Below are 19500 nucleotides of genomic sequence, written 5' to 3'. Positions count from 1 at the left end.
AAGCACGGGTACGATCCATGGTATTTGCGTCTCTAGAGTTCCTGACTCTCTTCCTGCCCCTGTTCTTTGCCCTCTACCTGGTCACTCCTCAGCGGTTTCGCAATCACACCTTGCTGGTGGGGAGCTGGCTGTTTTACGCCTGGTGGACGCCAAAGTTCCTGGTACTGATCATTGTCCTGACCGTGCTGGCCTGGGCTGCAGCCATATTGATCGACAAGAGCAGCAATGAACGCAGCAAGACCCGCATCATGGTCGCTGCCATCGTGCTGAATCTGGCTTCGCTGGTCTGGTACAAGTACACCAATATGCTGGTGTATTCGCTCAATACCATTTTGACCGGTCGTGACATGCCCACCATCCCGTGGGAAAACCTGATGCTGCCAATAGGCCTGTCCTTCACGGTCTTGCATGCGATTTCATATATCGTCGATGTACGCCGCAAAACCGTGCCGGCGCAATACAGCATTATTTCTTTCAGCGCCTATATGGCGATGTTCCCGCATCTGATCGCTGGCCCCATCGTGCGTTACAAGGTCATCGATACCGAATTGCGCGAACGTGTATTTTCCATCGACAAATTTGCCGCTGGTGTGCGCCGCTTCATGGTCGGTTTTTCGATGAAGGTCTTGATCGCCGACACCCTGTCACCCATCGTGACACTGGCATTCGGCCTTAAAAACCCATCGCTGGTAGATGCCTGGACCGGCTGCGCTGCCTACACCCTGCAACTGTATTTTGACTTTGCCGGTTACAGCGCCATGGCCATCGGCCTGGGCCTGATGCTGGGTTTCGATTTCCAGGAAAACTTCAACAACCCCTATCTGTCCGTGTCGATACAGGATTTCTGGCGGCGCTGGCACATGACGCTGTCATCCTGGCTGCGGGATTACCTGTACATCAGCCTGGGCGGCAATCGTCATGGCGCAGGTCGTACCTATGTCAACCTGATGCTGACGATGGCCATAGGCGGCTTGTGGCACGGTGGTGAAAACTGGAATTACCTGATCTGGGGCATCATCCACGGCTCGGCTTTGTGTTGTGACCGCATGTTTACTCAACGCGGTTTATCCATGCCCAATTACCTGTCCCGCACACTGACCTTGCTGGTCGTGATGCTGGCCTGGACCGTGTTCCGGTCCGACAGTTTTGCGACTGCGATGGATTTGTTGGCCGGTCAGTTTGGCCTGCATGGCGTCGCCATGGGTGACGCCATTGCCCTCGCATTGCGCCCCAGTATCGTGCTGACCTTTGTTTTGGGCCTGATCTGCGTCGTCTATCCCGCCACACTAGCTGGCAAACGCGGCGGCCTGGGTTTTGTCGGCTGGAGCATGACCTGGCCAGTGCTGACCTTTGCCTATGCCGTTGTGGTGCTGGCCGGACAAAAGGCCATTCCCTTTCTGTATTTCCAGTTTTAGGAGACGATCATGAGTGAATGTTTTAACTTTGATCCCAAAAAGGCTGGCTGGACCCGTTTCTTGCCGGTGACAGCCTTTGCCGCCATCATGCTGGGTGGCCTGATTGTGACCCAGACTTCGCTGAATGCGGTGCCTACTGAAAGATGGGCAGGCATAGATAATCCCAAGCGCCTGCTGGACGGTGACGCAACCCGCCAGTTTTCTGCGCAATTGAATAACTACTTCATGCTCAGCAAACCATTTGCAAAAATCGAGCGTGGCGTGACCTGGCTGCTGGCTGGTGATACTGGTGTATCGGTGCGCAAGGGCTGTGCCGACTGGTTGTTTTTGACGGATGAACTGACCCCCTTCGCCAATGCTGCCGACAATGCCGCTGCCAGGGCCAGGATCATCACCCAGACCGCCAGTGATTTGCAAAAACGCGGCATCAAACTGGTGGTTGCCGTGGTACCCGACAAGACCCGTATCGAACACGACCATTTGTGCGGCCTGCATCGTCCTGCCAGCTTTGCCACCCGCGTGGACGACTGGGTAAAAATCCTGGGTGACAGCAAGGTCGATGCACTGGACTTTACCCCTGCACTGGCTGCCACGGCAGAAGAACGCTATTACCGCAGCGATTCACACTGGAACGAGCACGGCTCCAACGCTGCCGCCAAAGCCCTGGCAGAGTATCTGCAGGCGCTGAATCTGACCGATAAACCCAAAGATGCGCGTGACCCCAATGCCATACAATCATCCAGGGTGGAACGTTCAGGCGACCTGATGCGCGTCTCCAACCTCGAAGGCCTGCCGACCTGGATGCGTCCGGCAACCGAAGTCACGCAGATCAGCAAAGTGGCACCCGTTGCCGTGGCCAGTGATGACCTGTTTGGCGACGCTGGTTTGCCAACTGTGGCACTGGTGGGCACGTCCTTCAGCCGTGCTTCGAATTTCTCGCCCTTCCTCAGCCAGCACCTGGGTTCACCAGTCGCCAACCTGGCCAAGGATGGCGGTGATTTCGACGGTGCTGCCTATGCCTACCTGAACAGCAACGAATTCAAAACCCAGGCCCCCAAGGTCGTCGTCTGGGAAGTGCCAGAACGCATGCTGCCCAAGCCATTGTCTGTATCAGAAAAAAAATGGCTGGCGTCGTTAGGTCCAAAGACTTGATGTAGAGGGTGATTTTCAGAATGCTAATGAATAGTGTGCTCAGTGAGCCTTTAGACTCTTACCCGGACGGGGATGAATTTCAGATAGGTCGCGTGCTGATCTGGGTTCAATATATGGAAGGGGGCGATCGTGTATTGCGGTTATCAAAGGTCGATACTATCTTCCTCGCGCTTCAGGCAGACATCCCAAAAGTGGAAGCCATGGCAAGCCAGGTCAGTGGCGATGATATGCAGGTGATAGCCATATCCATCAAACCAGATGACAGTACGATATATACGTGCAGACAAGACTACGATGAAGACAGCGTTGACATCGTCCGCACAGTTGATGGTAGGCTGATGCTTCTTTGATGTTTCAATTGAAGCCAGCAGTATGAAACCTGAAATACAAACCAACAAAATCGTCGTTTTATCCGGTTCCGGCATCAGTGCCGAAAGCGGCTTGCCGACTTTTCGTGATGCAAATGGATTGTGGAAATCCTACGCATGGGAAGAGGTCGCCAGCCCAGCCGGTTGGGCAGCCCATCCTGAACTTGTGCTGGAATTTTATAATGAGCGACGGGCACTGGCCGCCCGCGCCGAACCCAATGAGTCACACATTGCGCTGGCCAAGTTGCAGTCGGCGTATGAAGTCGTCGTCATCACCCAAAATGTCGATGACCTGCATGAACGCGCAGGTTCTACCCAGGTTATCCACGTACACGGTGAACTGGCTTATGCCCGTGGCACATCTGATGTCCGCAGGCGCTATCGTATCGGTGAAGCACCGATCACCATGGGGCAGCTATGTGAAGACGGCACCCAGCTTCGCCCTGATATAGTCTGGTTTGGTGAAGAGGTCGAATACATGGCCGAAGCCAGACAGCACATTGCCACTGCGGCCAAAGTGCTGGTCGTGGGAACATCCTTGACCGTCTTCCCGGCCGCTTCATTGGTCAAGTCCGCGCGTGGCAGGGCTGAGAAGGTGCTGGTCGCGCTGGAAATGGAGTCCTTGCCTTTCGGCTTCACATTCGCGCGCGGTCGCGCGACCAATATTATTCCACACCTGTGCGAGCGGTGGCTAGGTGAGTGCTGACTGAGTGACTGAGGCTAAGTGACCATAGGCTAAAATAAGCCCGCGTAGGTGCGAATAGCTCCGCGTATTCGCACGCATGACAGCAGCAGTCATCTGCGCCCTTGAAGGACAATGCCCTGTCACTCCTGACGAAACATGGTTAATAAATGTGAACGTGTCAGACATGGTTTTGAAATGCTTATCGGCATTTTGACGTTCAACATGCGTGCGAATACGCAGAGCTATTCGCACCCACGCGACTGGCACTGCCCAGCAAATATACGGGCATCGCCATTGATACCGGGGAAAAAGATAATAGGCAGTTGATCCATGCTGCAAAGGAATGCTTCCCGAAAAACTAAAGTTAAGTATAGCTGATCAGGAATGACATATTCAGTTAGTCTGAGGTAGACTCCCTTCAGTTGACGTTTGTATGCTCTGTACTATTCATGTGTTTGCATTTAGCATCTTCCTCAATCGGAATCCCTATCTCCTTTGCCTGGGTGATCAGTTGCCTTGTTTCCTTAGTGGAGGTTATTTGCAATTGCTGTCCTTCGTGGAAATGAAATTGAAATGCAGACCCACCGGACGGCACCCATACTTCGCGAATAACAATGATACTATTCCATAGAACGGTCTTCTTTTGAAAACGTCGATAGAAGCTAAAACCTGTGGCGTCTGATTGTGGGCGTTCACGCAATAAGTAGAGGATGGCATAGCTGCTTATCTGGGCGACTATTAGAAAAGGATAGCTGATTGCCATAACAACTATTATTGCTATTGACAGGAAGGAGACCTGAACTAGCAACCAACAGATGCCGAGCAGCACCAAGCTGATTAGTCCGCATGGAATCCAAAGTGGGCTAGTCAGGCAAAGTATCAAAAACACGTATATATCATGACGGGTAATGCCGTGCATCGAGATCTGCCTTTGGCTTAATATTTCAGTGTCAAGAGTCGCTTGCAGTCCTCCCGCCAGCATTCATCTGCTGCCGAGAGTATCCCTCGTGCATCACTTGATTTTTTCAATCTCTGCCAGTGCCGCATTGAGTTGTGTATCTTTGCCCGCTCTGAAGTCATCTATTTTTGTGTGTATCAACTTGCCGGGTTGTACGCCCACCCCGACAAACGCTTTGCCATCGATATAGGTGTCTTTTTTGGTACAAATGCGGGCACTGCCACCGCCGGGCATGCTGATCATTAATGGTTGTCCTGTGCTGCCACCGGTGGGTTCACCGATGATCAGGCCACGCTTCATGCTGTCAAAGGCAACGGCAAAATCTTCGGCGGCGGAATAGGTCGCGGCACTGGTCAGGACCATGACTGTGCCGCGATAGGCGCGTGCTGGATCAGCTTGGTTTTTGTTGTCGGCAAAGTCATGCATGGCTTGCTTTTTTCCCCAGGCGCGCAAGGCTGGCTTGTAGTCACGGGTGGCGGCATGGCTGCCGTCAAAGGCAGGTGTCCCCAGGGTTCGCAAAACGCTATAGCCTACGTTGGTATCGCCACCACCGTTTTTCCTCACGTCGAAGATGATGGCCTTTGCCTTGGCAATTTCTGCATAGGCTTTGATGTATTCTTTGGCAGCAGTATTGTCACCAAAAGAATTGAGCTCAACGTAGGCAACATTATTAGCTAGCATACGCCAGTTGAATGCTGGTCTGGGTGTGGCAAGTTTTTGCCGGGTTGCGGTATTGATGCGCTTGATGTCGATGGAAAGGGTCTTGCCCTGCGGGTCTGCGACAAGAATTTTTACCGGCGTATCCAGGTCACCAAGCAGCAACAAATAATTGTAAAGCCGGTTATCCATGTCTTGCGGGGTTGATGCACTGTTATAAGGCGCGACGGTTTTCTGGACATAGGTCTTGATGTCCTGGCCATCCGCAAGCAGTATCTGATGGCCGGGCAAGATGCCGCGTTCGCGCAATGCAGGATCAAGCACGTCCGTGATAATGACCTTGTCTTCCATCAATGCAGCCCGTAGCGGTACGGTGCCCCACACATCATTGTATAAGATGGCTGGTGCCATGACATTGGTATGTCCGTCTTGCAGCAAGGCGCACATTTCCATCAGAATCTTGTAGTACTCAGCCGTGCTTTTTGCCGCACGCACTTTGGGCAGATAGCGCAGATAGACGACATCCCAGTCCAGATCCAGCAACTTGTCGGTGTAGACGAAATTGTATTTTACTTCAGACCAGAATTTGGACAGACCAGCTACTCTCTCGTCTTCACTCAATTGTTCAACATAAGCGCTATCCCACACGGGTGATGACCAAAGGCGGGCTTGCCGGGCGGCTTCTTGCCTGGTCTTGTCGACTGATTTTTGCCAGCGGGGGTCGTCATGCAAACTGTCAAAATCGCTATCCTTGAGCATGTGATCAACATTCAGGTAACCAGCCCCAATGGCCACATCCAGCCATTTGAAGGCATCCTCTTTCGCCCCGCGCAGGGCATGCAGGCAGGCGATGTTGTACGGTAAATCAGACGATTCAGGGATTAGTTCATACGCCTTGAGCAGCATTTGCACGGCGTCTGCATAACGTTTATCAAGCCGGGCGACATCACCTGCTTTGTAGTATTCCTGCGCTTTCTTCATGGCTGCATTGTCTGCTTGTGTCTGTGCCAGGCTAGGGGATGAAGGAATCATGTTCAAGCTGGCGACGATGAGGCAGCCCAGGATTTTTTTCGCAAACACGTGCATCACTTTGCTTTCAAAGAATGTTGTCATGGATTCCATTGTAAATGAAATGATTTATTGAAAATGAAGTAATGCGACAAAATGCCTGAAACGAGGTACAGGATGAAAAAGAACGTTGTTGAAATAATGTTTGGGCTGAAACTTGAACCAGCCGTCCAAACCTGTCAGGCAGGCATGGTCGCGAGGGGAAGTTTTATGTTGCCGATGCCCTGGCTGGCTGCTTTGCTAGCGGTTGGAAAACTTTTCCCTGGTATGTGATTGCTGCGTCAACGATGATGATCACTTGCCAGCGATCTGGCATTTGTGCAAACTGCTGACTTGAAATCTCATCACGAAAGATACCTAGCATGGAAGAAGACCGTAAAACCGCCTATATGAAAAAAGTGGATAGGGTATGGTTCGTCTCTTTGGTTTTTATCTGCCTTTTTGGAGTGACCGCTGATTTCTACTATGGTTTTATTGAGGCGCGTGTCTCGCCATTTTCTCCTGAGCGTGATTATTTGGGTGAAATCCTGCTGGGGTCCGTGCTGATAATGATCATCTTGATATACAAAAAGAGAATAGGGATTTTTTTGATTGCCGTCTTCTTATCTGTTTCGTTGGCTATTATTTTTGGTGAAATGCTAGGTATGGATAGCCGTGCAGCATCGGAAGCTTTGGCAATCGAGGCGCAAAAAAAAGCAGCTGCATTAGAGAAAAAACACAATGAAGCACTAAAAAGCCGGGAGCAAGATGCAGTATTCCAGCAATACCTTTATGGCATATTCGATACCTCTTTTGAAATTCAACGCCGCTTTTTGAACGACCTTGACGATGCACGATGGAGTGCTATCGCTGATCCAGAGCGCCTCAGCAAGGATAAAGAATTGCTGGAGACGAATGAAATCGTCGAAAAAGGAAAAAGTATTTTCCGGGATTGTGAACGCAAATTTATATGGATGCTTGACGATAACCGCAAATGGGGACAAGCAGACGTTCTAGCGGACGATAAAAAAATAAAAGCCCGTGCTTTTTGGGATGAGTTGGTAAGAAGAACCTCTACTCGTGTTGCCCAGGAAAAAAAGATAAGGGATGAAATAGTGGCTGAAATGGATAGTATGCGCAGCTTACTTTTAAAAAGAGAAAAATGGCATATCCAGGACGGCGAAATAGTTTTTGACTATGTCGATGATCTTGCCGCGCTTAATGCCCACAAAAAGAAAGTGCAAGACTTCATCCATAAAGAAGTCGAATTGCAGGAAGAAATAATGAATTGGGGCCTTGAATTCAAGAAGGCGATGGAGCAAAAAAAATGACTGGTGTGTTGTACGCGTTGAACTGGAAGTGAAACGTGTTTGCTTGCCGTTCAGCGTTGCCGGCGTTTGTCAAAGTAATTGTCGGTACATGGCATCAATTGTATTCTTTTCACTGCCACACCCAATGGGCGTATTGCTACAGCTCGCTAATACCCCACCGTCTGCTTCGATTCATGCACCAGTTGTTCAAACATATCGTGCCGCATGGTGGAGATGATGCCGTCCTTGATGGCTGCCAGGATAGCGCAGCCAGGTTCGGTGTGGTGGTGGCAGTTGTAGAACTTGCACTTGCCCAGGTGGGGCAAGAATTCGGGAAAGGCGCGTTCCAGCATGCCTTCGCTGAGGTGGTGCAGACCAAATTCCTGGAAGCCGGGTGAGTCGATCGCGCAGGAATGCTCATCCATGTGGTGCAGGCGGGTGAAGGTGGTGGTGTGCTTGCCTGTGTCGAGCGCGACCGGTTTCAAACGCGAGCCGTTACAGTTAAGGCATACCACCATAATTATTCATTATTGCCTCGATGCTTCCGTCTGCGATGGATGCATCAATTGCAGCATTAAGATGCCCTAACACATCACTCGCGTCTGGACGTGATTTAGAAATTCCAAAATAATTTTTATCTATCGCTAAAGGTGTCTTCTGTACAGTTAAGTCATTAAAGTCTATTCCTGCCATTTTTGCATTAAAAGTCACGGCTGCAACACCACCTGGAATAATTGCAGCATCAATTCGACCTAATACAAGCTTACGCAAACGGGAAACGCCACTGTTATCTTCATCCAGATTTACCATCGGAAGTTCTTCAATATACTTTGCACCGTATTTTGACCCTCGGTTTACACCAATGGTCATACCTTTCAAATCGGCCAAACTCGCTGCGACTATGTTTCTTTTCTTTAAGGTGACGATTACCACACGATCGAGAAGAACGGTATTTGAGTAACTAAAAAGCATTTCACGCTCAGGTGTCTTGGATAAACTACAAATAACACCTTCGCCTCGCTCCGCCATTTGCACTGCCCGTGCCCAAGGAACCGCAACGATCACAACCTTGTAGCCTGCGCGTCTCCCAATTAACTGTGCAAGCTCGGTGAAATAGCCAACAGGCTTCTCAGCATCATTCAAAAACATCTTAGGTGCATTACTTGTGCCGACGAGCATGGTCAACGTAGGCTCTGCAGCTGACGTCGTTGCACTCAATGCCACAGAAAGGAAAATGAATAAAAAACGTCGTTTTAAAGAATCCATTTTGCTCTCTTGTTGCTAGCTTCGTTGGAGTGAACTTTTGACGCGCTTCGAAGCAAGTATAACCTTTACCGAAATAGATGGTCAAACCAAGTGGAATACCCACAATGCCCTGGCTGTAGCCAGCATAGATGAATTTTTGGTATTTGTTTGCGTCAATGGCATTTCATTCTACTCAAGAAGCAAGTTGCTTGTTAATACCCCACCGTCTGCTTCGATTCATGCACCAGTTGTTCAAACATATCGTGCCGCATGGTCGAGATGCTGCCGTCCTTGATGGCTGCCAGGATGGCGCAGCCGGGTTCGGTGTGGTGGTGGCAGTTGTAGAACTTGCATTGGCCCAGGTGGGGCAAGAATTCGGGGAAGGCGCGTTCCAGCATGCCTTCGCTGAGGTGGTGCAGACCAAATTCCTGGAAGCCGGGTGAATCGATGACGTAGGAATGCTCATCCATGTGATACAGGCGGGTGAAGGTGGTGGTGTGCTTGCCTGTATCGAGTGCGGCAGAGATTTCGCGGGTGGCGATTTCTGCATCGGGGATCAGCAAATTGATCAGCGATGATTTACCCATGCCAGACTGGCCGATGAGGATGGTGCTTTGTCCCTGCATCAGTTTGTGCATCAACAGGCGCGTGCCTTCGGGGTCGGTCTTGGCCGATACTTCATGCACAGGGTAACCCAGGCCAGCATACAGGCCGACGCGTTCGCGTGCCTTGGGCAGGGATGCGGTGACGTCGACCTTATTCAGGATCAGGTGTGGTTTGATGCCGGATGATTCTGCCGCTACCAGCGCGCGCGATACCAGGTCATCGGTAAAGCTGGGTTCGGTGGCGACCACGATCAGCAATTGCGTCAGGTTAGCCGCCAGCATTTTGGATTTGTACTGGTCAGACCGGTACAGCAAAGTCTTGCGCTCGGTGATGGCTTCGATCACGCCCTGGTTTTTGGAGGTCAGTGCATATTCAACGACGTCGCCTACCGAAACATCACTTTTTTTACCACGGGTGACGCAATGCAGCTTGTGTTGCTGGCCATCGATCTCGGCTTGTACCAGATAATGACGGCCATGCGCGGCAATGACCAGGGCTTGTGCACGTGCCATCAGGAAAAGCTTTGCTCAAAAATCGCGTCGATCTTGGCGGCGCAGATAAAGTCATTTTCTGAAATGCCACCCTTGCCATCATTCACAGTATGCGTGTCAAACTTGATGACGCAGCGGTTAAAGGTAACGACCATTTCCGGGTGATGGTCTTCCGCATGGATGACATAGGCAATCGCATTGATGAAGGACAGGGTTTCGTAATAATTCTTGAACTGGTAGGTCTTGACGATGCGCGGGCCGTCCTGGGTCCAGCCGGGTGTGGCTGCCAGATAGGCAGGCAGGCTGACTGCAGCCAGCGCGGTTTCGGTATGCTGGGATTTTTTCGCCAGCAAATCTGTGTTCTTGATCATGGTGTCTCCGTTATTGTGCCGCCAGCAGGTGCTTGATGCGCACCGAGGCAGAAGGATGTGAGTCATAAAACGCCGAATGCAAAGGATCAGGCGTCAGTGTCGATGAATTGTCGTCATACATCTTGACCAGGGCGGTGACCAGGTCACTGGCATTGGTATGTTTGGCGGCAAAGGCATCAGCTTCGAATTCGTGCTTGCGTGAGGTGATGGAACTCAGCGGTGAAAATACAAAGGTAAATACCGGCAGGCTGAGCATAAACAGGATCAGCGCCATCGCATCATTGCGGGCCAGCAGCATGGGGTCGACACCCAGGCCAGTGTAAAACCAGACCTGGTCTTTCAAAAAGCCCAGTATCGCCAGAAACACCAGCGACAGCGCAAATATGACGACCATGCGCTTGACGATGTGTTTGAGCTTGAAATGGCCCAGCTCATGCGCGAGGACGGCTTCAATTTCATTCGGAGCCAGGCGTTCCAGCAGGGTGTCATAAAACACGATGCGCTTGGCGCCACCAAAGCCGGAAAAATACGCATTGCCGTGGCCAGAGCGTTTCGAGCCATCCATGACAAAGATGCCTTTCAGGGCAAAGCTGACGCGCTTGCTGAGGTTTTCTATGCGTTCACGCACTTCTTCATTGTCCAGCGGCCAGAACTTGTTATACAGCGGCGCAATCACAATAGGGAAGATCAGCATCACCAGCAACTGGAAGCCGATAAAGAACACCCAGGCATACAGCCACCACATGCTGCCGGCTTTTTCCATCAGGCTCAAAATCACCCAGATCAACGGCAAGCCCAAGGCTGCACTCACCAGGGTATTGGTCAGCATGTCTTTAAAAAACAGGCCCAGGGTCATTTTATTGAAACCAAAGCGTTCTTCCAGCACAAATTGTGAGTAATAACTGAAAGGGAATTCGATGATGCCGCTGATGAGGGTAAACGCAATCAGCAGGCTGATCTGGTACAGCATGCCCGGTCCCGTCAGCTTGACCAGGGTCACCGACAGCCATTGCAGCCCGCCAAACAGGGTAAAACCGATCAGCACCGATGCATTCACCATCTGCATCACGATGCCCATCTTGGTCTTGGCAATGGTGTAGTCGGCTGCTTTTTGATGCGACGCCAGACTGATCTTTTCAGCGAACTGTGCAGGCACGGCGGCACGGTTGCGCAGGATGTGGCGGATATGGCGGGAAGCCAGCCAGAACTGAAAAACCAGCGTCAATAGCAGGAAGGAAACGAATAAAACCGAAAAAACGACTGAAATCATGGGAAAATGTGACATTCGATAAGTAATAGCTAAGGAAGAATTATGTCACAAGCGACCGACATTCAAACAAACACCACTATTCCGGCCCGCCCTAACGAGTTAAACCTGATCTGGCTGGACATGGAAATGACCGGCCTCGACCCGGACACTGATCGTATCATCGAGGTGGCCATAGTGGTAACTGATTCGCAATTGAATGTTTTGGCCGAAGGCCCGGTATTTGCCATCCACCAGTCCGATGAAACCCTGGACAAGATGGATAACTGGAACAAGGGCACCCATGGCCGCTCTGGCCTGATCGACCGTGTAAAAGCCTCTACCGTCACCGAAGCCGATGCCGAAGCCGCCCTGATCGCCTTCCTGAAAGCCTTTGTACCTGCAGGCAAGTCACCCATGTGCGGCAATACCATCTGCCAGGACCGCCGCTTCATGGCACGCGGCATGCCCAAGCTGGAAGCCTTCTTCCACTACCGTAACCTGGATGTATCGACCCTGAAAGAATTGTGCCGCCGCTGGAAGCCAGAACTGGCATCCGGCTTCAAAAAGCACCAAAAGCATACCGCCCTGGCCGATATCCTGGAATCCATCGAAGAGCTGAAATACTACCGCGAGCATTTCATTAAAGAATAAGCTGTATTCACCAAACTTGTTGCAAAAGAGCCAGGCATGTCCTGGCTTTTGCTTGCTTGGTGCTTATTCGATAATAAGGGTCTGGTTAATACAGGATCAAACCCGCATAAGGCTTGTTTCTTAAGCTAGCCAACCGGGATTCTAAATCGCCCACATGCAGTTCCAGCTTATGACCGTCCGGGTCTAGCAAATACAGTGAATCGCCTTCGCTCTTATTGATTTTCCAAGGCTGCAACTCGCCAGCGCCTGCCTTTTGCGCAAAAGTGGTATAGGCCTCAGGGCTGACAGAAAACGCAGTATGGGTATATTCAGCGGGGATGTGCGTGCGGCAGTCGCTGTCGACAGACAGGCAAATCCAGTCGTCACCGGCCAGCAGATAGGCACCGTTTTGCCATCTGGCGACAGGTTTTAAGCCTAAAACGTCCACATAAAAAGTAAATGAACGTTCCAGGCTCGATATTGACAGCGTCAGGTGGTTCAAACCCGAAACACCAGGTCTGGGTTCGGGTTTGTCAATATTGGTCATGCTGTCAGGGCAGGGAGATGCAGGGTAATTAAACGCCCAGCAAATCAACTTCAAATATCAACGTCGCGCCGCCAGGGATGACACCGCCGGCACCGCGTGGGCCATAACCGAGGCTGGAAGGGATGGTCAGCAGGCGGGTGCCGCCGACTTTCATGCCTTGCACGCCTTCATCCCAGCCTTTGATCACATGGCCAGCGCCCAGCGGGAAAGAAAACGGTTGGCCGCGGTCTTTGCTGGAATCGAATTTTTTACCTGCGCTGCCATCAGGGTTTTGCAACCAGCCTGTGTAATGGACATCGACATGTTGACCGGCTTGCGCTTCTGCGCCTTCGCCGACGACTTTGTCTTCATATTGCAGGCCGCTGACTGTTGTGATTGTGCTCATTGTTTTTCCTCGGTGAGACGTGGTAGTTATGCGTATTAAAACGCCTGTTATTTTAGGTTTTCAGGTGCAGGCTGAATGGGTTTTTTCTGCTACCCTGTTTTTTTGGTCTGGAATGTGCTGGCTGGCTGCAGCGTGCTACCGTCATTTCAGGCGAAAACTATTGTCGCATAGAAATAGTTTGCTGCGATAGATGGGGCACAACTGCGCCACAAGCCAGGTAATTCCTTCATCAAAAAAAGCTGGCGCAATTGTAGAGCAAAAGTTTCTTGCATGGTGGCTGGCGATACAATTGTTGGGTGTTGTTACTACTGCTTACTGCTTTTTACTACTGGTCCTCAATACCTGCCCTTACTATTGATTTTTACTAGGTTTTGGTCAGTTTTTCTTTGCGGCAACTAGGCGCAGCTTGATTTTACGCAAAATTAGCGAAAAATCTGAAAAACAATGAAAGGAAAGCCCTTTCCTTAATGTCAAGCGCTGTAAAATGCCTGTTCAATTTAATTTTTGCGGTGTCTTCTTTCATGCGTAGTCGTTTTTTGTGGTCGTCTCTGGCGTTTTCTTTACTTTCCAGTGTTGCAGCATCCTCAGTCCAGGCCAATGTCGTCGTGGTATTGAATTCACGTGACGCGACGGTGAGCCTGCTTGACCAGACAAGCTATAAAGAAATCAGCACCTTTCCTGTAGGCAAGGAACCGCATCATCTGATGGCCACGCCGGACAACAAGTCCCTGATCGTGGCGAATGCAGTCGGGAATGAGCTGGTATTTCTTGACCCTAAAACCGGGCAGATACAACGCCGCATGAAAGACATTGCCGACCCTTATCAGATCGGCTTTTCACCTGACCAGAAATGGTTTGTGTCGAATTCCTTGCGTCTGGACCGTGTCGATTTTTATAAATACGATGGCCAGGACATGAAACTGGTGCAGCGCGTGCCTCTGGGCAAGTTGCCCAGCCACATGGCATTTGATGCCGCCAGCACCACCGTCTTTATTACCCAGCAGGGCAGCGACCAGGTGTCGGCCATTGATCTGGCAACCCAGAAAGTCAAATGGACTATCCCGGTAGGCAAATTGCCAGCGGGTATATCCATGACGCCGGATGATAAATACCTGTTGGTCGGTATCATGGGCAGCAATTATGTCGAAGTCATCGACTGGCGCACCCAAAAAACCGTCAAGAAAATCAAGGCAGGCGAGGGCACGCATAATTTCCGCGCCCTGGGTGACAAGCGTCATACCTTTGTCTCTAACCGCACATCCAACGAAATCAATATCCTTGACCAGCAGACCCTGGAAATGGTCGGCAACATACAAGTACCGGGCGGACCGGATTGCATGGAAGTCAGCGATGACGGCAAAACCCTGTGGACCACACTGCGCTGGATCAAAAAGGTGGCCGTGATTGATATTCCATCCCGCAAGGTGATCAAGATGATACCGGTAGGGCGTTCCCCACATGGTGTGTACTTTGCCAACCGTTCCGGCAATATGTAAATTGTCGCTGCGCACGAACCTGGCCCTGGTGGCCATGCTGGCCTTGCCCGCGGTTGTCACTAATGCAGCTTCAGCCACCAATGCTGCCACTGCCTCCAATGCAGGCAACTGCAAGGGTACGATCTACCTGACCTTTGATACCGGCAGCCAGTCGCAGGCGGAGCTGATTGCTGCTACCCTGCGTCGCCATCACATCAAGGCGACATTTTTTTTGGCGAATGAAAAAACCGTACAGGGCGATTACTCCCTCGACATGAGCTGGTCACCGTTCTGGAAAAGCCTGGCAGAAGAAGGCCATGCCTTTGGCACCCATACTTTCGACCATGTCTACGTGGTCGGTGATCTGCCCGATGGGCGCATCGCCGTCAAACCGCAATTTGGTGTACAGGCCGGGCAGACCCTGCAATGGACGGCACAAGACTATTGCCAGGAACTACGCCGTGTCGATCAGCGTTTTTTAGCACTGACCGGCAAAAAGCTTGATCCCTTATGGCGTGCGCCCGGTGGCAAGCTGACCCCCGTGCTGCTCAAAGCCGGCCAGGCTTGCGGCTACCAGCATGTGGGCTGGGCACCGGCTGGTTTTTCCGGGGACGAACTGTCAAGTGAGAAATATAGCAACCCCATGCTGCTCAAGCGGGCGCTGGACCAACTCAGGGATGGCGATATTTTTGTCGCACACATGGGCATTTGGTCACGCAAACAGCCCTGGGCGCCAGAAAACCTGGAACCGCTGATTAACGGGCTTGAGCAAAAAGCCTTTTGTTTTGCTACCCTACGTGAGCATCCTGCTTACCGTAATTTAAATCAACCGAAAAAATAATGACTATTTCCGATCTGTTCACAAATCTGCAAGCCTGGATTTTTGAAACGATAGTGCAGCCCCTGATGTTTTATCTGGGCCTGGGCGAGTTTGTTGAAGATTCTTTCGAGGGTGTCGAATGGTTCATCCTCGGTGTCTTGCAACTGATTATATTGTTTATCGTGCTGCGCCCGCTGGAATCATGGATACCCGTGCATGAAATCAAGAACCGCTATGCCCGCTGGAATGATTTCATCTATACCGCCTTGCACCGGCTGGGGGCGTTTTCTATCCTGATTTTTTTCGTGCTGGACCCCTTACTCGACAGCGCTACTGCGATGCTGCATCTGCAAGGTGTGAATCCCTTCAATCTGGAAAACATCTGGCCGGGCATGTTGCAATATCCGGTCTTGCTGTTTTTTGTGTACCTGTTCGTACTCGATTTCTTTGATTACTGGTATCACCGTGCCGAACATCAGTTCAACTGGTCGTGGGCCTTGCACAGCCTGCACCACAGCCAGCGTGACATGAATTTGTGGAGCGACAACCGCAACCACCTGCTGGACGATTTCATCCGCGATATCTATATGGGCGTGATCGCCCTGGTCATCGGCGTTGAACCTGGCCAATATGTCCTGCTGGTGATGGCATCGCAGATGCTGCAAAGCCTGCAGCATGCCAATGTGCGCATCCATTTTGGCCGCATCGGTGAATACCTGCTGGTATCGCCGCGTTATCACCGTACCCACCATGCCATAGGTATAGGCCATGAAACCCGTGGCAAGGGGACGCTGGGCGGGCATAATTTTTCGGTATTGTTCCCGGTCTGGGATGTCTTGTTTCGCACGGCCCTGTTCAGCAAGGAATTTTCCATGACCGGCATCCGCGACCAGTTGCCAGCACCAGAAGGCAATAGCCGCAACTACGGCGAAGGTTTCTGGTCACAACAGTGGCTGGGTTTAAAGCGTATGACAGGGTTTGACAAGGAGCAAAAACAATGAACATGGCATCCATCATGCGTGCCTGGGGCAGGGCAGTGGCAGGGCAATTGCATTACCGCATGCTCTTGCTGACCTTTATCCCGTTTATTGCAGCCTTGCTGCTGTGGGGCGCAGCCATGTGGTGGGGCATGCAAAGCCTGATGGATTTTCTGCAGGCCTGGTTTGGTGAGCATAATGCTTTCCAGGCTGCTGGCAGTGTACTCAATATGCTGGGCCTGATCGCCTTCAAGACCATGGTGGTGCCACTGGTGGCGATGTGGGTCTTACTGCCGCTGATGGTTTTCACTTCCCTGGTCTGCATCGCCCTGTTTGCCATGCCCGCCATCAGCCAGCATGTGGGCAGCCGGCATTACCCGACGCTGGAACAAAAAAACGGCGGCAGCCTGTTGGGCAGTTTACTGCATTCATTTTCATCGTTCGGCATTTTTGCCCTGATCTGGCTGCTAACCTTGCCGCTGACCCTGATACCGCCAGTCAGCCTTATCCTGCAACCATTTTTGTGGGGCTGGCTGACCTACCGCGTCATGGTGTACGATGCCCTGGCACTGCATGCCGATATCGATGAAAGGGATGCACTGTTGAAACAGCATCGTCCTTCATTGCTGGCGATAGGTATTGTCGCTGGCCTGTTTGGTGCGGGGCCGGGTTTGCTGTGGCTGGGTGGCGTTTTGTCAGTGTTGTTTTTGCCGGTCATCGCGGCAGTGGCAATCTGGATTTACGTGCTGGTGTTTGTCTTCACCGGTTTATGGTTTCAGCATTATTGCCTGGATGCGCTGCAGGTACAACGCCAACAACAGGAACAGCCCGCGACATAGCAGACTGTTACGGTCAAATCGAAATTGGCGCACAATAGAGGCTTCATGTATAACAGGGGGAGTGGATTGTGGCGATAGGTTTGATCATAGTCGGGGATGAAATTTTATCCGGCAAACGCGAAGACAAGCATATGTCCAAGGTCATTGCCCTGCTCAAGGCACGCGGCATGCAACTGGACTGGGTAGAATACATAGGCGACAACCGCGAGCGCATTACTGCCACCCTGAAACGCAGTTTTGCCAGCGGTGACATCGTGTTTTCCACCGGTGGCATCGGTGCCACACCAGATGACCATACGCGTCAGTGTGCAGCGGCTGCGCTGGATTTACCGATAGTCCTGCACCCCGAAGCCAAGCTCCTGATACAGGAACGCATTATCGACATCGCCAAAGAAAAAGGCGAAGTCGCCGACCTGAATACCCCGGATCACCAGCATAGGCTGAAGATGGGTGAATTCCCGCAGGGTGCGGCCATCATCCCCAATCCCTTCAACAAGATCGCCGGTTTCTCGATACACAATCATTTCTTTGTGCCTGGCTTCCCTGTCATGGCCTGGCCCATGCTGGAATGGGTGCTGGATACTCATTTTTCTCATTTGTTTCACCAGCATGCGCAATTTGAAAAGTCGGTGCTGGTGTATGAAATTGCTGAGTCCGTACTGACACCCCTGATGGAAGAACTGGAAGCCACCTATGCCGGCATCAAGGTCTTCAGCCTGCCCAGCGTCGGCAGCGCGACTGAACGCCGCCATATAGAACTGGGCGTCAAGGGTAGCCAGCAAGAGGTGGCAGTTGCCTATGGCGCCATGCTGGAAGGCTTGCGGACGCTGACATCTGACTATATTCCTACGCCACAAAAATATGCGGAAGATTAAATTCACCCTGTTCAATCTGCGTGATCTGCTGGTCGCCTTTGGCCCGGTCACGCTGATGGTGGTGATCGTCTGCGGTGTCGGTTACTGGCTGGTGGATCCGGCCCCATCGCGTGTCATCGATATGTCTACCGGTCAGGCCAATGGCGCGTATGAGCGGTTTGCCAAACGCTATGCACAAGAGCTGGCCAAGAACCAGGTCGAATTACGCCAGCAATCCTCGATGGGGTCAGAAGAAAACCTGACACGTATAAGTGACCCTGATTCCGAGGTTGAAGTCGGCTTTGTCCGCAGTGGTTCCACCGATGAAGCACAGGCGCAGGAACGCGGCCTGATTTCTTTGGGCAGCCTGTTTTATGAACCGATCTGGGTGTTTTACCGCAACCCCAAAGAAGTCACCACCATCAGCCAGTTCAAGGGCAAGAGCGTGAATGTCGGCCCCGATGGTACCGGCGTTGCCCGCCTATTTGACCAGATATTAGACGTCAATGGCATGACCACAGCTGATGTCAGTATACAAAAATTGGCCGATACACCAGGGACGGTCGCCTTGCTCGACGGCACAGTCGATGTGTTGATCTTCAGTTCTGCCAGCGATTCACCGCTGGTGCAAATGCTGTTGCAGACGCCCGGCATACGCCTGTTTGATTTTGTCCAGGCCGAAGCCTATACCCGGCGCTTCCCGTTTTTGTCGCATGTGGTGCTACCGCGCGGCATCGTCGATATAGGCCGCGACATCCCGGCTCGCGACTACCACCTGATCGCACCCACTGCCACTCTGGTCGCCCATGAAAGCCTGCACCCCGCCATGATCAGCTTGCTGTTGCAGGCTGCACGGCGCATACATAGCGGGGCAGACTGGTTCAGCAAGCAGGGCGAATTTCCATCAGATAAATACACCGAAATCCCGGTGGCAAGGGAAGCCGAAAAATTCTATAAAAACGGCCCACCCATGTTGCAGCGTTACCTGACATTCTGGGTCGCCAATTTCTTTGAACGCATGTGGGTAGTACTGGTGGCACTCGGCGCGCTGTTCCTGCCCTTGTCAAAAATAATTCCGCCCCTGTATGTATGGCGCATACGCTCACGTATCTACCGCTGGTATGGTCAATTGCGACTGGTCGAACAATCGATAGAAAGCGTGGCCCCGGCAGAATTGCAGGCCGTGGCCACCGCGCAATTACGTCACCTTGATGAAATCGAAGAAAAGGTCAACCGCATCACCATACCACTGTCGTATGCCGAAGAACTGTATGGCCTGCGCAGCCACATCAACTTCGTGCGCGCACGGGTAGAAGCGATGCTGAAAGCAGGGGCGGTGCCGGCAGCATCGGCAGCATCGGCAGCATCGGCAGCGCCTTGATGGAAGGAATTCCATTATTTTACTTCCTTCTATCCTCT

General features: G+C 51.8%; 21 protein-coding genes and 1 pseudogene. 13 read left to right on the top strand and 9 right to left on the bottom strand.

Annotated features, from left to right (window positions below; translation table 11 throughout):
• Positions 1–17: 17 nt before the first annotated feature.
• The 4 genes from ACO0K9_RS11510 to ACO0K9_RS11495 are packed head-to-tail and all read left to right on the top strand — an operon-like array spanning position 18 to position 3641.
• Complete coding sequence (locus ACO0K9_RS11510) at positions 18–1415, top strand: MBOAT family O-acyltransferase (protein WP_422984920.1); 1398 nt, start codon at positions 18–20, stop codon at positions 1413–1415.
• 9 nt (positions 1416–1424) lie between these two features.
• A complete protein-coding gene (locus ACO0K9_RS11505; RefSeq protein WP_422984918.1) occupies positions 1425–2567 on the top strand; it encodes an alginate O-acetyltransferase AlgX-related protein in 1143 nt (380 codons plus the stop codon).
• Positions 2568–2593: 26 nt separating this feature from the next.
• Positions 2594–2917: a hypothetical protein gene (locus ACO0K9_RS11500; protein ID WP_422984916.1), complete on the top strand. Its 324-nt coding sequence runs from the start codon at positions 2594–2596 to the stop codon at positions 2915–2917.
• A 22-nt stretch (positions 2918–2939) separates the two neighbouring features.
• On the top strand, positions 2940–3641 hold the full coding sequence (locus tag ACO0K9_RS11495; protein ID WP_422984914.1) for an SIR2 family NAD-dependent protein deacylase: 702 nt from the start codon (positions 2940–2942) through the stop codon (positions 3639–3641).
• Between the two features lie 397 nt (positions 3642–4038).
• Here ACO0K9_RS11495 and ACO0K9_RS11490 read toward each other — a convergent pair whose 3' ends face one another.
• Positions 4039–4383, bottom strand: a complete 345-nt coding sequence (locus ACO0K9_RS11490; protein ID WP_422984912.1) for a hypothetical protein — start codon at positions 4381–4383, stop codon at positions 4039–4041.
• Positions 4384–4632: 249 nt separating this feature from the next.
• Positions 4633–6348, bottom strand: a complete 1716-nt coding sequence (locus ACO0K9_RS11485; protein WP_422984910.1) for a S41 family peptidase — start codon at positions 6346–6348, stop codon at positions 4633–4635.
• A 72-nt stretch (positions 6349–6420) separates the two neighbouring features.
• Between ACO0K9_RS11485 and ACO0K9_RS11480 the strand changes: the two genes are divergently transcribed.
• Both ACO0K9_RS11480 and ACO0K9_RS11475 read left to right on the top strand, forming a co-directional pair.
• Complete coding sequence (locus ACO0K9_RS11480; protein ID WP_422984908.1) at positions 6421–6576, top strand: hypothetical protein; 156 nt, start codon at positions 6421–6423, stop codon at positions 6574–6576.
• A gap of 89 nt (positions 6577–6665) precedes the next feature.
• Positions 6666–7613 (top strand): hypothetical protein, encoded by a 948-nt coding sequence (locus ACO0K9_RS11475; protein WP_422984906.1) that lies wholly within the window; start codon positions 6666–6668, stop codon positions 7611–7613.
• A gap of 146 nt (positions 7614–7759) precedes the next feature.
• Here ACO0K9_RS11475 and rsgA (ACO0K9_RS11470) read toward each other — a convergent pair.
• The 5 genes and pseudogenes from rsgA (ACO0K9_RS11470) to ACO0K9_RS11450 all read right to left on the bottom strand — a co-directional run.
• A pseudogene (gene rsgA / locus ACO0K9_RS11470) lies at positions 7760–8065 on the bottom strand (GTPase RsgA); the annotation flags it as partial.
• A gap of 28 nt (positions 8066–8093) precedes the next feature.
• Positions 8094–8858 (bottom strand): substrate-binding periplasmic protein, encoded by a 765-nt coding sequence (locus ACO0K9_RS11465; RefSeq protein ID WP_422984904.1) that lies wholly within the window; start codon positions 8856–8858, stop codon positions 8094–8096.
• A gap of 191 nt (positions 8859–9049) precedes the next feature.
• Positions 9050–9955: a ribosome small subunit-dependent GTPase A gene (rsgA, locus tag ACO0K9_RS11460; RefSeq protein WP_422984902.1), complete on the bottom strand. Its 906-nt coding sequence runs from the start codon at positions 9953–9955 to the stop codon at positions 9050–9052.
• Positions 9955–10305 carry a 4a-hydroxytetrahydrobiopterin dehydratase gene (locus tag ACO0K9_RS11455; protein WP_422984900.1) on the bottom strand — a complete coding sequence of 117 codons (351 nt, stop codon included), beginning with the start codon at positions 10303–10305 and terminating at the stop codon, positions 9955–9957. Before ACO0K9_RS11455 ends, rsgA (ACO0K9_RS11460) begins: the two co-directional genes overlap by 1 nt.
• Before the next feature lie 10 nt (positions 10306–10315).
• Positions 10316–11575 carry a M48 family metallopeptidase gene (locus ACO0K9_RS11450; RefSeq protein ID WP_422984898.1) on the bottom strand — a complete coding sequence of 420 codons (1260 nt, stop codon included), beginning with the start codon at positions 11573–11575 and terminating at the stop codon, positions 10316–10318.
• Between the two features lie 42 nt (positions 11576–11617).
• On the opposite strand from ACO0K9_RS11450, the gene orn reads away from it, so the two are divergent.
• Complete coding sequence (gene orn / locus ACO0K9_RS11445; RefSeq protein ID WP_422984896.1) at positions 11618–12205, top strand: oligoribonuclease; 588 nt, start codon at positions 11618–11620, stop codon at positions 12203–12205.
• An 85-nt stretch (positions 12206–12290) separates the two neighbouring features.
• On the opposite strand, the gene ACO0K9_RS11440 is transcribed toward orn, so the two are convergent.
• The gene (locus tag ACO0K9_RS11440) at positions 12291–12731 is read right to left on the bottom strand and encodes a fosfomycin resistance glutathione transferase (protein WP_422984894.1); all 441 of its coding nucleotides are present in this window, start codon (positions 12729–12731) and stop codon (positions 12291–12293) included.
• A gap of 28 nt (positions 12732–12759) precedes the next feature.
• Entirely contained in the window at positions 12760–13116 is a 357-nt protein-coding gene (locus ACO0K9_RS11435; protein ID WP_422984892.1) for an FKBP-type peptidyl-prolyl cis-trans isomerase, read from the bottom strand.
• 521 nt (positions 13117–13637) lie between these two features.
• Here ACO0K9_RS11435 and ACO0K9_RS11430 point away from each other — a divergent pair.
• The 6 genes from ACO0K9_RS11430 to ACO0K9_RS11405 all read left to right on the top strand — a co-directional run bounded on the left by ACO0K9_RS11430 (position 13638) and on the right by ACO0K9_RS11405 (position 19462).
• On the top strand, positions 13638–14612 hold the full coding sequence (locus tag ACO0K9_RS11430; RefSeq protein WP_422984890.1) for a cytochrome D1 domain-containing protein: 975 nt from the start codon (positions 13638–13640) through the stop codon (positions 14610–14612).
• Between the two features lie 34 nt (positions 14613–14646).
• Entirely contained in the window at positions 14647–15432 is a 786-nt protein-coding gene (locus ACO0K9_RS11425) for a polysaccharide deacetylase family protein (protein ID WP_422985264.1), read from the top strand.
• Positions 15432–16412, top strand: a complete 981-nt coding sequence (locus tag ACO0K9_RS11420; RefSeq protein WP_422984888.1) for a sterol desaturase family protein — start codon at positions 15432–15434, stop codon at positions 16410–16412. Before ACO0K9_RS11425 ends, ACO0K9_RS11420 begins: the two co-directional genes overlap by 1 nt.
• The gene (locus ACO0K9_RS11415) at positions 16409–17227 is read left to right on the top strand and encodes an EI24 domain-containing protein (RefSeq protein WP_422984886.1); all 819 of its coding nucleotides are present in this window, start codon (positions 16409–16411) and stop codon (positions 17225–17227) included. Before ACO0K9_RS11420 ends, ACO0K9_RS11415 begins: the two co-directional genes overlap by 4 nt.
• Before the next feature lie 68 nt (positions 17228–17295).
• The gene (locus ACO0K9_RS11410; protein ID WP_422984884.1) at positions 17296–18102 is read left to right on the top strand and encodes a competence/damage-inducible protein A; all 807 of its coding nucleotides are present in this window, start codon (positions 17296–17298) and stop codon (positions 18100–18102) included.
• Positions 18089–19462 carry a TAXI family TRAP transporter solute-binding subunit gene (locus ACO0K9_RS11405; RefSeq protein WP_422984882.1) on the top strand — a complete coding sequence of 458 codons (1374 nt, stop codon included), beginning with the start codon at positions 18089–18091 and terminating at the stop codon, positions 19460–19462. The genes ACO0K9_RS11410 and ACO0K9_RS11405 overlap by 14 nt, the downstream gene beginning before the upstream one ends.
• Positions 19463–19500 lie beyond the last annotated feature (38 nt).

The sequence above is a fragment of the Undibacterium sp. Ji50W genome, assembly GCF_049340445.1.
Taxonomy (GTDB): Bacteria; Pseudomonadota; Gammaproteobacteria; order Burkholderiales; family Burkholderiaceae_D; genus Undibacterium.
Note: the sequence above shows the minus strand (reverse complement) of the source record. Positions and strands in the feature narration are given on the sequence as shown.